Origin of the sequence: Flagellimonas alvinocaridis, from assembly GCF_004916895.1 — a bacterium.
In the GTDB taxonomy this organism is placed as follows: domain Bacteria; phylum Bacteroidota; class Bacteroidia; order Flavobacteriales; family Flavobacteriaceae; genus Flagellimonas; species Flagellimonas alvinocaridis.
The window spans coordinates 710,928-724,544 of sequence record NZ_SNTZ01000001.1 but is presented as its reverse complement, the minus strand read 5'-3'; the positions used below and the strand labels follow the sequence as shown (position 1 = coordinate 724,544).

At 45.8% G+C, this 13,617-nt stretch carries 11 protein-coding genes; 7 read left to right on the top strand and 4 right to left on the bottom strand.

Going from position 1 to position 13,617, the window contains the following annotated elements; genetic code table 11:
* Window positions 1-26 precede the first annotated feature (26 nt).
* Window positions 27-1,022 (top strand): ABC transporter ATP-binding protein, encoded by a 996-nt coding sequence (locus EZV76_RS03205; protein WP_136565131.1) that lies wholly within the window; start codon window positions 27-29, stop codon window positions 1,020-1,022.
* Window positions 1,000-1,407, top strand: a complete 408-nt coding sequence (arfB, locus tag EZV76_RS03200; protein ID WP_136565130.1) for an alternative ribosome rescue aminoacyl-tRNA hydrolase ArfB — start codon at window positions 1,000-1,002, stop codon at window positions 1,405-1,407. Before EZV76_RS03205 ends, arfB begins: the two co-directional genes overlap by 23 nt.
* On the opposite strand, the gene EZV76_RS03195 is transcribed toward arfB, so the two are convergent.
* The 4 genes from EZV76_RS03195 to EZV76_RS03180 form a co-directional block, all read right to left on the bottom strand.
* Complete coding sequence (locus tag EZV76_RS03195; RefSeq protein WP_136565129.1) at window positions 1,404-1,733, bottom strand: hypothetical protein; 330 nt, start codon at window positions 1,731-1,733, stop codon at window positions 1,404-1,406. The genes arfB and EZV76_RS03195 overlap by 4 nt on opposite strands.
* 257 nt (window positions 1,734-1,990) lie before the next feature.
* On the bottom strand, window positions 1,991-2,440 hold the full coding sequence (locus EZV76_RS03190) for a 3-oxoacyl-ACP synthase (protein ID WP_136565128.1): 450 nt from the start codon (window positions 2,438-2,440) through the stop codon (window positions 1,991-1,993).
* 13 nt (window positions 2,441-2,453) lie between these two features.
* Window positions 2,454-3,806 carry a sensor histidine kinase gene (locus EZV76_RS03185; RefSeq protein WP_136565127.1) on the bottom strand — a complete coding sequence of 451 codons (1,353 nt, stop codon included), beginning with the start codon at window positions 3,804-3,806 and terminating at the stop codon, window positions 2,454-2,456.
* A complete protein-coding gene (locus EZV76_RS03180) occupies window positions 3,806-5,170 on the bottom strand; it encodes a sigma-54-dependent transcriptional regulator (RefSeq protein WP_136565126.1) in 1,365 nt (454 codons plus the stop codon). The genes EZV76_RS03185 and EZV76_RS03180 overlap by 1 nt, the downstream gene beginning before the upstream one ends.
* A 173-nt stretch (window positions 5,171-5,343) precedes the next feature.
* Between EZV76_RS03180 and EZV76_RS03175 the strand changes: the two genes are divergently transcribed.
* The 5 genes from EZV76_RS03175 to EZV76_RS03155 all read left to right on the top strand — a co-directional run bounded on the left by EZV76_RS03175 (window position 5,344) and on the right by EZV76_RS03155 (window position 13,606).
* A complete protein-coding gene (locus tag EZV76_RS03175) occupies window positions 5,344-6,711 on the top strand; it encodes a TolC family protein (protein ID WP_236640845.1) in 1,368 nt (455 codons plus the stop codon).
* An 8-nt stretch (window positions 6,712-6,719) separates the two neighbouring features.
* Window positions 6,720-7,970 carry an efflux RND transporter periplasmic adaptor subunit gene (locus EZV76_RS03170; RefSeq protein WP_136565125.1) on the top strand — a complete coding sequence of 417 codons (1,251 nt, stop codon included), beginning with the start codon at window positions 6,720-6,722 and terminating at the stop codon, window positions 7,968-7,970.
* A 66-nt stretch (window positions 7,971-8,036) separates the two neighbouring features.
* A complete protein-coding gene (locus EZV76_RS03165) occupies window positions 8,037-8,732 on the top strand; it encodes an ABC transporter ATP-binding protein (protein WP_136565124.1) in 696 nt (231 codons plus the stop codon).
* Between the two features lie 36 nt (window positions 8,733-8,768).
* Window positions 8,769-11,147 carry an ABC transporter permease gene (locus EZV76_RS03160; RefSeq protein ID WP_136565123.1) on the top strand — a complete coding sequence of 793 codons (2,379 nt, stop codon included), beginning with the start codon at window positions 8,769-8,771 and terminating at the stop codon, window positions 11,145-11,147.
* A gap of 23 nt (window positions 11,148-11,170) precedes the next feature.
* Entirely contained in the window at window positions 11,171-13,606 is a 2,436-nt protein-coding gene (locus EZV76_RS03155; RefSeq protein WP_136565122.1) for an ABC transporter permease, read from the top strand.
* Window positions 13,607-13,617: the final 11 nt, after the last annotated feature.

Here is a 13,617-nt window from a genome sequence, read left to right as displayed (position 1 = left end):
AATCGCTGTAGATTCTAAAATTTTATATGCTCAACGTTCAGATTCCATCATTTCAATACAAATCCAAGGTCATTTTGGAAGATGTGGCCTTTGAAGTTCACCCCGGCGAACACGTGGCCCTGATGGGCGAAAGTGGTTCGGGAAAAAGCACCCTCCTAAAAATCATTTATGGGTTTTTGCATGTAGAGGACGGCTCCATTTTTTGGGGCGACAGGCAGGCCTTGGGGCCCAATTTTAATCTGGTGCCGGGCGAACCGTACATGAAATACCTCTCCCAAGATTTCGACCTGATGCCCTTCACCACGGTGGAAGAGAACATTGGGCAATATCTTTCGGTCTTTGAGCGGGAAACCCACCAAGAGCGCATCGCGGAACTGTTGGCCTTGATAGAACTGGAGGCCTATGCCAAGACCAAGGTGAAAAACCTGAGTGGCGGACAACAACAACGGGTGGCCCTGGCCCGGGTACTGGCCCAAGAGCCCGAAATCCTCTTGTTGGACGAACCTTTTGGGCACATAGACAACTTTAAACGGAACTCCCTTCGCAGGAACCTTTTTGCCCATCTCAAGAAAAAGGGAATAACCGTACTCACCGCCAGCCACGACCCCAGTGATGTACTTCCGTTTGCAGAGCGGACCCTGATTTTGGAAAAAGGGCGCATCATTGCCAACCAAAAGACCAAAAAACTGTACCGGAACCCGCCCAACTACTATACGGCCAGCCTTTTTGGCGAGGTGAACGAGCTGCCCATAAAATTGCTGAAATCGTACTCGCAAATCGATAAATCGGTGTTGGTATACCCCGATGAGTTCAAGGTGTCCACCACTTCGGGATTGAAGGTGGAGGTGACCCATTCCTTTTTTAAAGGAAGTCATTACCTCAACGAGGGGCAGGTGGAAGATGGGCCCATGCTCTATTTCAACACGCCCAAAAAACTGAAGGTGGGCGATACCGTTTTCCTTAATGTATCTTTGGGGACCATAAACAGGCGTCTCCAAGGTGGACAAAAAACAAATCCATAGCGAACTACAGTTTAAAGCCGTCCGAAGTAGCGGCGCGGGCGGGCAGCATGTGAACAAGGTTTCCACTAAAGTGGAACTGGCCTTTGATGTGGCCGCATCCCAAGGATTGTCCACGGTGGAAAAGGAACGCTTACTGCTTAAGTTGAAATCCAGACTCACCAAGGATGGGGTCTTACAATTGAACTGCGACGAGTCCCGAAGCCAGCACAAGAACCGTGACCTAGTGGTGAAGCGCTTTTTTGACCTGCTGAAAAATGCCTTGACCGTTCCCAAAAAACGGAAACCCACCAAACCCACTCGATCTTCCGTGGAAAAACGGTTAAAATCCAAAAAACAGGCGGCGGAAAAGAAGTCCCAACGCAAAAAACCGGGGTTGGGTAGCTAGTCTTCCTTTTCCAAAGTAGAAATGAGTTCCCGCATCTGGTCCAAAAACCCGGCTTCCTCAAACGGGATAAGTTGGGCGGTGAGCTCCAAAACTTTCTGGATGTGCACCTGCGGTTCCCTGATCTGCGTATGCTCTCCCACATGGGGATTGTCAAGCGCCAAGATGCAGACATTGATCAAAGACTCCAGATGGAACAACAGGTCCTGATAGCCCTTTATATACAAGTGCTCCACCTCAAAACCCGATCTGTAGGGCCGTAACGACCTAAAATGTTCCTCGGCCAAAATTTTAACGCCCTTTAAAAAGGCGGTCTGGTTGTTTTCCATGGTTAAAGATTTGAGTTCATTTAACCAAAGGAAAAGAATATAAATGAGAAAAGCGCGGACGATAATCCGCACTGATTCAGATTGATAGCGATAAAACCGTAAATTAGAGGATATAATCCCTAGTCATGGAAGCCGAAAAAGAAACAATCTCAGTAATTACCAGTGCCGCTTTAACTGCAATAGCCTTAATTGCTGTTTGGTTATACCGGCGTTATCAAGCTAAAAAGAAATCCAACTAAAATTGGGTCTGGAACAGTTTAGCCCACCTCCAAAATGGTATGGGTGTTTCCATTAAAGTCAAAGGTCTGGCCCGCCTCTTTTCCCATGAGCAATTGCGCAATGGGCGATCCCGCCGATATGCAGTAGACCGTCTGGCCCTCCCATGGGGCGGCCCCGCAGGAAATGGCCAAAAAATACTGGGCCGTGCCGGTCTTTACCCAACTTCCCAAACGTATTTTGCCCTGTGCGTTTTCAACATTGATCTTTCGTAACACTTCCTTGAGTCGGTCCAGTTCCACCAATTGCTGGGCCAGTTTTTCCTGCTCCAGTTGCACCATGGCCCGTCCCGTTTCGTGCTTGTCCCCGGCGCTGCTCTTGGTTTCGGAATTCAAGGATTCCTGTAGTGCCGCGGCACTTTTTTTCAGGCGTTCCGTTCGGGTGTCCACATAGTCCCAACAGAACTTTAATAGCTGTTCTTTCTTCTGCATTTTCACTCGTGGTTTAGGCAAACGTCAATCTAAAAACGGTCTCTTGGTCGGGTACGGAGTGTACTTGAATACCCCCGCCGTGCAGTTGCATCACCCGTTTGCTCAGGCTCAGGCCAATCCCCGTTCCCTCGCTCTTGGTGGTGAAGAAGGGCACAAAGATCTCTTCCAGCACTTCGGGTTGAATGCCCGGGCCGTTGTCCCTTACCTCGATATATTTTTTCCCGTTGCGGTCCATCCCGGCCACCATCTGCACCTTCCCGTTTTTGGTGTCCCCCACGGACTGGAGTGCATTCTTGCCCAGATTGATCAATACCTGAACAATCTGTTTTTCATCTATGAACAGCTCCAAATCCTCCGGGTCGCACAGCACCTGAAAATCAGTTTCGCCTTCATGCAGCCGCGCGGACATGAGCACATCGATCTTGCCCAAAAGGGCCTTCCCCTGTACAATGGTCCTGTTGGGTTCGGGTACGTGCAAAAGGCTTCGGTAAGATTGTACAAAGTCCATGAGGTTGCCCCCCTGTTCCTTGATCACCTCCAACCCTTTCAGGGTGTTCTTGATCTGATGTTCCTCCAACTCCTCCATAGGAGTGATCTTTCCGTTGTTCCGATAGTACTTGATGATGGAATCTGAAATGGAGGCGATGGGGGTGATGGTGTTCATAATCTCATGCGTCAACACCCGGATAAGGCGCACCCAGGATTCGGTCTCCTTTTCGTCCAATTCCTTGTGGATGTCCTGTATCACCACCAACAAGAGCGATTTCCCGTCCAAGGTGAAAGGGGTGGATTTAATGGCCAGATGGATCTGTTCCCGCTCATTGGTCAATTGAAACTGTTTGCGCTCAAAGGGCTCAAAGGTTTCAAAGATCTTGAACAGGTTTTCATCCACTTGGGCCAATTGTTTAATGTGGTTCAGCGGGGAATAGTCCAACAACTTTTCCATAGTGGGGTTGGAAAACAGGATATGGCCCTTCTCGTTATAGGTCATGATACCTATACTGGCCTGTTTCAGGATTTCCTGATAGTACTGTTCCCTGATCTGCAGTTGTAGATGTACTTCCTGGATCAGCCCATTGACCCGGTTCAGGCTTTGGTTGAGTTCCTTGAAGGATTTGATGGCCACCCGTTCGGGAAAGCGTAGGGTAAAATCCTCATTGCGGATGGCATCGAAAAAATAGGCAATCTTGCGGTTGGTCCTGTTGATGAATATGATCAATGCATACACTTGGGACACCAAAAAAATCACCGAAAATGCCAAGGTGAAATACCACGTTTTAGAGATTGCAAAAGCGAGGGCCAAGGCCGTGAGCGTGATCAAGATCACCCGAACAATCAACTGGATATAAAAATGTCGACTGGCCATTATTCGTGCTTTTTCTTCAATTTATTGTAGAGGGTCTGTCTGGAAATGCCCAATTGTTCCGCCGCCGCGCTGTAATTGCCATCGTGTTGGTCCAAGGCCCGTAAGATCATTTGTTTTTCCATCTCGTTCAGCGTCAATGGCTGATGGTCCAAAGACTGCATGGGCTTGGCGTGCAATAGAAAATCGGTGGGTTTGAGCACATTTCCGTCCGAAAGGATCACGGCCCGCTCCATGGTGTGCTGCAATTCCCTAACATTGCCCGGCCATTGGTATTCCATTAATTTTTCTTGGGCCACATTGTTGATGCGTAGCCCGGGTTTATCATATTTATGGGCAAATTTTTTCAAGAAAAAGTCGGCCAGCACCAAAACATCGCCTTCACGCTCGCGCAAGGGAGGCACTTCAATATGGATGGTGTTGATGCGGTAGAGCAAATCTTCCCGAAACAGTCCATCCGCTACCATTTGTTCCAGATTGCAATTGGTGGCACAAACCAAACGAATATCAACCTGAGAGGAGGTGTTGGACCCTACCCGGACCACCGCCCTATTTTGGATGGAAGAGAGCAATTTGGCCTGCATCTGCAAAGAAAGGTTCCCGATTTCGTCCAGAAACAAAGTGCCTTGGTGGGCAGCCTCGAATTTTCCCGCCCGATCTTCCTTGGCATCGGTGAAGGATCCTTTTACATGCCCAAACAGTTCACTTTCAAAAAGGTTCTCTGCAATGGAACCCATATCCACCCCAATGAACACCTCATTTTTTCTCGCGGATAATCGGTGCAGCTCCCGGGCGATGAGTTCTTTCCCTGTTCCATTTTCGCCGGTGATGAGCACATTGACATCGGTCTTGGCCACCTTGGCGACCAAGTTCAAAACCGAGGAGAGTGCCTTGGACTGACCAATGATAAAGTTTTTGTCCTCATTGATGACCTGTTTTAGGTTGCTTTCCTTTTTCTTCAGGTTGTGGATCTCTTGTTTGGATTTCCGCAACTCATAGGCCGATCGCACCGTGGTCATGAGCCGTTCATTGTTCCAAGGTTTCAGGACAAAATCCGATGCGCCCTGCTTCAAGGCCTTCACTGCCAAATCCACCGCACCGTAGGCCGTCATCATGATGACAGAGGTGTTGGGGGATTTCTTTTTGATCTCGTTGAGCCAAAACAGTCCTTCGTTCCCTGTGTTCACCCCAGCGGAAAAGTTCATGTCCAACAACACAATGTCCATTTCCTCCATATTGGGAAAGGAAGAAATCTGGTTGGGATTGAACAAGGTCTGAACGCTTTTGTATTCAAACTGGAGTAAAATCTCCAAAGCGCTCAATACACTCTTATTGTCATCTACCACTAAAATCTTGGCATCGGTCATAACTCCTATAATTCCTTTTCAATTCTAAAGCTACGAATTGGCACAATGCAAGCCATCGATGTGTAAAATAATTTGACATTTTTTGTATAAATATTTTACACCTATGTTTAACTTTCCTTTTAAAAAATATTTTAATATTCTGATAATTAGTTGATTATGTTTTTGGCATAAGAATGGACATAGTTTTGGCACAGGAATACATTATGAACCTTAGAACATACATTACCGGCCTTTTATTTTTCGTTGCAATCTCCGGGTTTTCGCAAGAGACCTGGACCTTGGATGAATGTGTGGCCTACGCCATTGAGCACAACCTTCAAGTAAAGAACACCAACTATAATCGCGACTCGAGCAAAGAGACCTATCGCCAGTCCATCCGTGATTTGTTGCCCTCCGTGGGCGGTTATACCGATTATAGGATTCGCTACGGTAGATCGGCCGACCCGAACACCAACGATTATGTGAACACGGAGTTCTTTAGCAACAACTACTCTCTAAGTGCCAACATGGGGCTATTTCAAGGGTTTCAAAAATTGAACTCGATAAAAGCCTCAAAATTCATTTTGAAAGCGACACAGGAAGATGTGTTGCAAGAGAAATTCCTCTTGGCCTTTAGGGTGATGAGCGCTTTTTACGATATTAAATTTTATGAAGGGCTTGTGGCCAATTCATTAGAGCAACAGGAAATCTCCCAAGCCAATTACGACTTGGTTGCAAAGCAGGTGGAGTTGGGCATCATGGCGGGGGCCGACCTCTACGAGGCCGAATCCAATCTGTTGGGCGATAAATTATTGGTGACCCAGAACAGAAACCTGCTTACCAATGCCAAGTTGGTTTTGCTTCAAGAAATGAATCTCAACGAAGTAACGGATATTACACTACAAGAAACTTTGGAACCCCTTCCCAATGAAATTGAAAGCGCTCCCTTGGACTCCTTATATGAAACTGCCCGAGGATTTGTGCCCTTGGTAAAATCGCAGGAATACCGGGTAAGTGCTGCCAAAAAACAACTTCAAGCCGCAAGGGGTACACTTTATCCTTCCCTTTCCTTGGTCGCCGGGTACGGTACCAGTTATTTTGAGACGAATGTGGATGAAAACGGGAACATCATTCCCTTTAAGACCCAGTTCAACGACAACACCTCCAAGTTTGTAGGGGCCGAACTGAGCATTCCCATTAGCAACGGTTGGTCCAACCATTCACGGGTGAAACAGCAAAAAATTGCCTATTTGCAGGCACAGAACAATCTTAAGATCCAAGAGCAGGAACTTTTTCAGTTATTGCAACAGCTCGTACAGACCAATCAGGCATTGATTGCCGAATACGAACAGAGCAACCAAAAGGTGGAGGCCCAACAATTGGCATTCACCATTGCCCAAAAACGCTACGAAAAAGGGCTCATCAACGCTTTGGACCTTTTTCAGGCCAAGAATTTGTACGGCGTGGCACAAAATGAAAACTTACAGGTAGGTCTCCGTTTGAGAGTGAACAAGAGCACCATAGATTTTTATAGTGGCCTACCCATTTTTAATATCAACTAATCAGAACCATGGATATACAATTAGAGAAAAAGAAAGGACTTAAACCCAAACATTACGGCTATATAGCCTTGGGCGTACTTTTATTGTTCGTGGGATGGAAGCTGCTTTTTGCTAGTTCCGTTTCCACCTTCAGGACCGAAAAGGAACGCCTTTCCATAGCACAGGTCACCGCCGGCAAGTTTGATGACTATATTACCATCAACGGTACTGTGGCCCCGATAGCCACCATCTATATGGATGCCTATGAAGGTGGGCGGGTCTCGGAAAAATTGATTGAGGAAGGGTCCATGGTAAAAAAGGGAGATATCATTCTCAAGCTCGAAAACATGGGTCTCTACGAACAGATCTTGGCGAGCGAGAGTAACTTGGCCCTCAAACAGAACGACCTACGGTCTACCAAACTTACCTTCGATTCAAGACAGGTGGAGGGAAGACGAAACTTGGCCACGGCCGAATATGACCTTCAACGCCTAAAGCGAAACTACGAGCAGAATGAAGAGTTGTTCAAGGACGAACTGATTTCCAAAGAAACCTACCTTCTTTCCAAGGAGAATTACGAGCTCGCCAAAAAACAACATGACATTGTAAAACTGCAAACCGAGCAGGATGATGAGTTGAGGGAAACTTCCTTGACCGGCTTGGATGCCGATTTGGCCCGGATGCACAAGACCCTATCCATGGTCTATGAGCGTTTGGACCACCTCAATGTCCGCGCCCCTGCAGATGGCCAGCTTGGCTTTTTGGATGCCGAGATTGGACAGAACATTGCCCAAGGGGAACGTATCGGTCAAATCAACGTACTCACCGATTTTAAGATTGAGGCCGAAATTGACGAGCACTACATTGATCGGGTAAAACGGGACCTGTCCGCAACCTTGGAGCGCAATGAAAAGGAATACGGTCTACGACTGCGCAAGGTGTACCCCGAAGTACGGAACGGTCGCTTTAAGGTAGATTTGGTATTTACCGATGAAAAGCCCGAGACCATTCGTGCAGGGCAGAGCTATAACATTCGCCTACAGTTGGGCGAATCCAACGAAGCCCTTTTGTTGCCCAAAGGCGGGTTCTTCCAAAGTACCGGGGGCCAATGGGTATTTGTGGTGAACCCTGATGGCGGCGAGGCCCTAAAACGCAATGTCCGTCTGGGTAAACAGAATTCAAGGTACTACGAGGTCCTTGAGGGCCTACAACCTGGAGAAGAAGTGATTACCAGCAACTATGACAGTTTTGGGACCGCAGAACGGATTGTGTTAAAATAACCATGCAACCTGTAACACCTATTGATTTAAAGAAGTCTATATACTAACAGCGAAACAACCATAAAAATGATACAGATACAGAATCTTAAAAAAAGCTTCAGAACCGAAGAAGTGGAAACCTTGGCCCTGAACGGGGTAAACCTAAAGGTTGCCGAAGGAGAATTTGTGGCCATCATGGGCCCTTCCGGATGCGGAAAATCCACCCTCCTCAATATTATTGGCATGCTGGACAACCCTACTGAGGGAGGCTATGAGTTTGCCGGCCACCAAGTAGGGGGACTTAAGGAAAGCCAACGTACCCAATTGCGCAAAGGGAATCTTGGTTTTGTATTCCAAAGTTTTAACCTTATTGATGAGCTTACCGTTTTTGAAAATGTGGAGCTGCCTCTCATTTACCTAAAAATGAACAAATCTGAACGCCGTGAAAAGGTAAAGACGGTCTTGGAGCGTATGAAAATTGCGCATCGGGAAAAACACTTTCCACAGCAATTATCCGGTGGTCAGCAGCAAAGGGTGGCCATTGCCCGTGCCGTGGTTACCAACCCCAAACTGATTTTGGCGGATGAGCCTACGGGTAACTTGGATTCCAAAAATGGTATAGAGGTCATGAACCTGTTGACCGAATTGAACCAAGAAGGCACCACTATTGTCATGGTGACCCACTCCGACCGTGATTCGCATTATGCGCACAGGGTCATCAACCTGTTCGATGGGCAAATTGTCACTGAAAGTCAAAATAAACCCATGGGAGCAATGGTATAAGAGTTTATTCATCAATCATCATCAAAAACAACCATCATGTTCAAAAACTATATCCGAATCGCTTGGAGGAACCTTATCAAAAGAAAGGTGTTCACCACTATAAACATCCTAGGCTTGGCCATAGGCTTTGGCAGCAGTATTTTGATATATCTGTTTTTGACACACCATTTGTCCTTTGATAAGTTTCATGAGAATTCGGACAGAATCTATAGAATGGTCACCGAAAGTCATCAAGATCAGATAGGTTACAATGCCTCGGTGCCCCCTGCCTTTGCAAAAGTGTTCCGTGAAGAATACCATTACGCCGAAAAAGTCGCCAAAATGGTCAATTGGGATGAGGTGCTCGTTAAGGTGGAAGCCCAAGGACAAAACCAACCCTATAAACTAGGCGTTGCCTTTGTTGAGCCGGATTTTTTTGACATCATGACCTTTCCTCTAATGGACGCTGCCGGCAATAGGTCTTTGGAAGAACCCAATACGGCATATATCACCGAAAAAATGGCCGTGAAATTATTCGGAACAGTCAATGCTCTTGGGAAAACCTTTCTTTATGACAACAAAGAAACCATTGAAGTTATTGGAATTCTTCAAAATGTTCCCAAAACTTCTTTGGTAACTGAAGGGCTGTTCATCTCGTTCAAGACCTTGGAAAAATTCAATGAATTTGTTTCAGAGGAAACGTGGGGCGGCATTTCGTCAGATTTACAATGCTTTGCCCTATTGCACCCCAACCAGAACATAGCCGACATAGAAAATATGCTATTGGAACTTCCTAAAAAGCATCGCCCCAAAAGCAAAAACAAACACGTTTACAAGCTACAACCACTGGCTGATATTCATTTTAATTCAAAATATGGTGGTGTAGACCCTGCTTTAATGTGGGTTTTTGGTGTCATTGGACTTTTTTTGATACTCATTGCCTGTATCAATTTCATCAACATTTCAACAGCTCAGGCCTTCTACAGGTCCAAAGAAATTGGGGTCAGAAAAGTATTGGGGAGCTTTAGGCATCATCTGTTCTGGCAATTTTTGTCCGAAACTTTTGTAATTAGCCTTTTTGCCATTGGATTGGGCATTCTTTTAGCTGTTTTGTTTCTCCCTTCGTTCAACAATTTGTTTGAACTGGAGCTCTCCATGAACAATCTGTGGAATGTGCAGTTTTTTGCTTTTTTAAGTGCTGTGCTGGTCTTGGTATCGTTCCTATCTGGTAGCTACCCTGGCATTTTAATGTCCCGTATTGTTCCTGTGCTTGCCCTAAAGGGCAAATTGAACCATAACGACACGGGAGGCTCTACAACTCGGAAAGTTTTGGTCGTAGCACAGTTTGCCATATCGATTGTCCTAATAGCAGCAACACTGATTATTTCCAGACAGATAGATTATGCCGTAAACACCAATTTAGGTTTTGATAGGGAATCCATTGTCATGGTGGACATCCCCACGGACATTGAACCCGTAAAGCTAAAATCCCTTAAAGATCAATTGTCCCAAATTGGGGGAGTCAATGAGGTTTCCGCATGCTTGGATAGTCCTGGAGCTTCGCACAGTAATTGGGGAACCAGCATAAAGTTCCACAATAGGCCAGAAGATGAGGAATTCAGCATTCAAGCCAAGCTTGCCGATAAAGACTATCTAAAAACTTTTGACATTCCATTAGTGGCTGGAAGAAACTTTTTTGAGCACGACTCTATCACTGAAGTCCTTGTCAATGAAAAACTGGGAGAAAAATTGGGGTTGGCCTCATCCAATGACCTGTTGGGCAAGAAAATCGAAGTAAATAGTGAAAGAACAACCATTGTTGGAGTTATTGCCAATTTTCACGACAGCGATTTTACGGAAGACATTAGTCCAGTTTTTATAGCGTACAAACCCCACTGGTTCAGTCAAATAGCAATAAAAATAAGCGCCCAAAACACTAAATCCATTTTAGATCAAATCGGGGAAAAATGGTCCAATACATTTGAAGGCTATATTTTTGAACCGCATTTTATGGATGAACGTGTTGCAGAGCAATACGAAGCGGAACAACGGTATTTATCCCTTTCCAAAGTTTTCTCAGGCTTGGCCATATTGATTGGCTGCCTTGGCCTCTACGGTCTTATTCTCTTTTTTGTGGGCCAAAGAACCAAGGAAATTGGCATTAGAAAAGTGTTGGGCAGCAATGTCACCAACATCTTGACGCTTTTTTCCATGGATTTCTTTAAGCTCATCCTCATAGCCGGCGTTTTGGCTACCCCCATTGCTTGGTATCTCATGGAACAGTGGCTTCAAGGTTACGCCTATAGAACCCAAATACACTGGTGGGTTTTTGCCCTGGCCATTGTATCCATCATGGTCATCACATTGATTACCATAAGCTATCAGACCCTAAAAGTGGCCTTGGCCAGCCCTGTTAAAAGCCTGCGAACCGAATAAACTAATTTTCAAAACGACACGTCATGTTTAAGAACAACATAAAAATTGCATGGAGGAATCTCAAAAAGCAACCCTTTTTCACGTTTCTCAACACTTTTGGCCTTGCCATTGGAATGGCTGGTGCATTGCTTATCTGCCTCTTCATCTATGACGAATTAAGTTATGACAAGATGTTTGTTGATGCCGAACGCATCTATCGGGTTGACAGCGATATTAAATTTGGCGGGGCCGAAATAAAAGCCTCTGAAGCTGCAGCTCCAATGGCGGAGGCTTTGCAAAGAGATTTTCCGCAGGTAGAATCTGCTATTCGCTTCCGGGACAGGGGAAGTCTATTATTGCGTAAAAGTGGCACTGAAACCAACACAAAAGAACTCCAGGTCACTTTTGTCGATTCCACCTTCTTCGATTTCTTTGGAATAAATCTACTGGTGGGTGATTCCAAAACGGCCCTGACCCAACCCAACACTTTGGTCTTGACCAAAACCGCTGCCGAAAAGCATTTTGGTGTCAAGGACGCCTTGGGACAACGTTTATTACTGAACAATACGGACACCTATACGGTTACAGGGGTCATAGATGACCTCCCCAGAAATTCGTTTTTAAGGGACCATTCTGTTTTTATGGCCATGAGCGGTTTTGCCGATTCGCAATCCCCCGATTGGGGCAGTCACAATTACTTTACGTTCATAAAACTGATTCCCTCGGCCAATGTCGCAGATTTTCAAGCTCCTTTGAACACCCTCTTCGACACCTATCTGTTGCCCTGGGCACAAAATTTTTTCCCGGGGATAACCAAGGAATCCTTTCTCGCTTCAGGCAATTATGTCAACTATCATACAATGCCTTTGACCGATATCCATCTTCACTCGAGCCGGCAGTCTGAAATGAGCCCAAACAGTACCATGCAAAATGTATACATTCTTTCCTTTATAAGCTTGTTTCTGATTGTTCTCGCCTGTGTGAACTTCATGAACCTCTCTACGGCGTATTCCCTGAAAAGGGCCAAAGAGGTAGGTATTAGAAGAACATTGGGGTCCAACAAAATAGATTTGGTACGGCAGTTCTTGATCGAATCGGGGCTTATCTCCTTCATTTCACTTTTGGTAGCGTTGATTATTGCCATAATAATACTGCCCTTTTTCAATGACCTTGCAGGAAAGGCAATTGCCATTCCCTTTTCAAATCCTATTTTTTGGGGAATAGTGCTATTCGCCACTGTTGTCCTAGGGATTTTCTCAGGAAGCTACCCGGCCTTCTTCATGTCACGGTTTATGCCCGTGAAAACACTCAAGGGTGGAGGGCAAAGTGATGTGGGCGGAGGTAATGTCCGAAACGCGTTGGTTGTGTTCCAGTTTGCCATTTCGGTCTTCTTGATCGTTAGCACCATCGTTGTTTTTCAACAGCTAAGGTTCATACAAAGCAAAGATTTGGGTTTTACCAAAGATCAAGTGGTTCTGATCGATGATGTTTTCTCCGCCGGGTCTCAAGTTGGGGCCTTGAAAGAAGAAGTCCTCAAATTGAGTCAGACCAAAAATGCCACCTTGAGTTTTTATTTTCCAACACCATCTTCCCGCTCCAACGGCTCCTTTTTTAAAGAAGGATCAGTGGACCAAGAAAATGCCATCCAAATGCAAACTTGGACTGTTGATCACGATTATATAGGTACGATGGACATGGAGCTCATTGCCGGGCGTAATTTCAGTAAGGAATTCAGCACCGACTCCACCGCTGTAATCGTCAATGAAGCCACTCTAAAAATTCTTGGTGTTGGCCCAGAAGAGGCGTTGGGTCTAAAAATGACGGACGACCTCGGAGTGGAAGAACTCCAATTTAGCACAATCATCGGCGTAGTTAAAAATTTCCATTATGAATCGTTGCGGGAAAATATTGGGGCCTTGGGTCTCTTCTTGGACAGACAACCTTCTGGGATACTGGCGGTAAGATTGAATGCGGGAGACTTTTCCTCTACCATTGCCAAAATCGAGGGAATCTGGAACAGGTTTGCGCCCGGGCAACCTTTTAGCTATCGCTTTATGGACGATTCTTTCAATACCACCTACGATGCGGAGCAACGTTTGGGCAAAATATTCATGGTCTTTACGGTCCTTTCCATTTTGATTGCCTGCTTAGGCTTGTTCGGACTTGCTGCTTTCAATGCCCAAAAGCGTACCAAAGAAATTGGAATCCGCAAGGTTTTGGGGGCCAGCGTCCAGCAGATTACCTATCGATTGACCACCGACTTCCTAAAAATGGTCGGAATCTCCATCCTTATCTCCCTGCCTATTGGTTGGTTTGCCATGAACAAATGGCTTGAAGATTTTTCCTATCGCATAGAAATAGGATGGTGGGTATTTGCCCTAGCAGCACTTTTGGCCATAGGGGTGGCCGTACTCACCGTAGGCTATCAGAGTATAAAGGCTGCCGTAGTGAATCCCATAAAAAGCCTTAGAACAGAATAACCATCATCAAA

What these genes read in the sequence shown, in the direction of transcription:
- EZV76_RS03205 (WP_136565131.1), top strand. Translation starts at nt 27, where the DNA reads ATGCTCAACGTTCAGATTCCATCATTTCAATACAAATCCAAGGTCATT.
- EZV76_RS03195 (WP_136565129.1), bottom strand. Translation starts at nt 1,733, where the DNA reads ATGGAAAACAACCAGACCGCCTTTTTAAAGGGCGTTAAAATTTTGGCC.
- EZV76_RS03190 (WP_136565128.1), bottom strand. Translation starts at nt 2,440, where the DNA reads ATGCAGAAGAAAGAACAGCTATTAAAGTTCTGTTGGGACTATGTGGAC.
- EZV76_RS03185 (WP_136565127.1), bottom strand. Translation starts at nt 3,806, where the DNA reads ATGGCCAGTCGACATTTTTATATCCAGTTGATTGTTCGGGTGATCTTG.
- EZV76_RS03180 (WP_136565126.1), bottom strand. Translation starts at nt 5,170, where the DNA reads ATGACCGATGCCAAGATTTTAGTGGTAGATGACAATAAGAGTGTATTG.
- EZV76_RS03175 (WP_236640845.1), top strand. Translation starts at nt 5,344, where the DNA reads ATGGACATAGTTTTGGCACAGGAATACATTATGAACCTTAGAACATAC.
- EZV76_RS03170 (WP_136565125.1), top strand. Translation starts at nt 6,720, where the DNA reads ATGGATATACAATTAGAGAAAAAGAAAGGACTTAAACCCAAACATTAC.
- EZV76_RS03165 (WP_136565124.1), top strand. Translation starts at nt 8,037, where the DNA reads ATGATACAGATACAGAATCTTAAAAAAAGCTTCAGAACCGAAGAAGTG.
- EZV76_RS03160 (WP_136565123.1), top strand. Translation starts at nt 8,769, where the DNA reads ATGTTCAAAAACTATATCCGAATCGCTTGGAGGAACCTTATCAAAAGA.
- EZV76_RS03155 (WP_136565122.1), top strand. Translation starts at nt 11,171, where the DNA reads ATGTTTAAGAACAACATAAAAATTGCATGGAGGAATCTCAAAAAGCAA.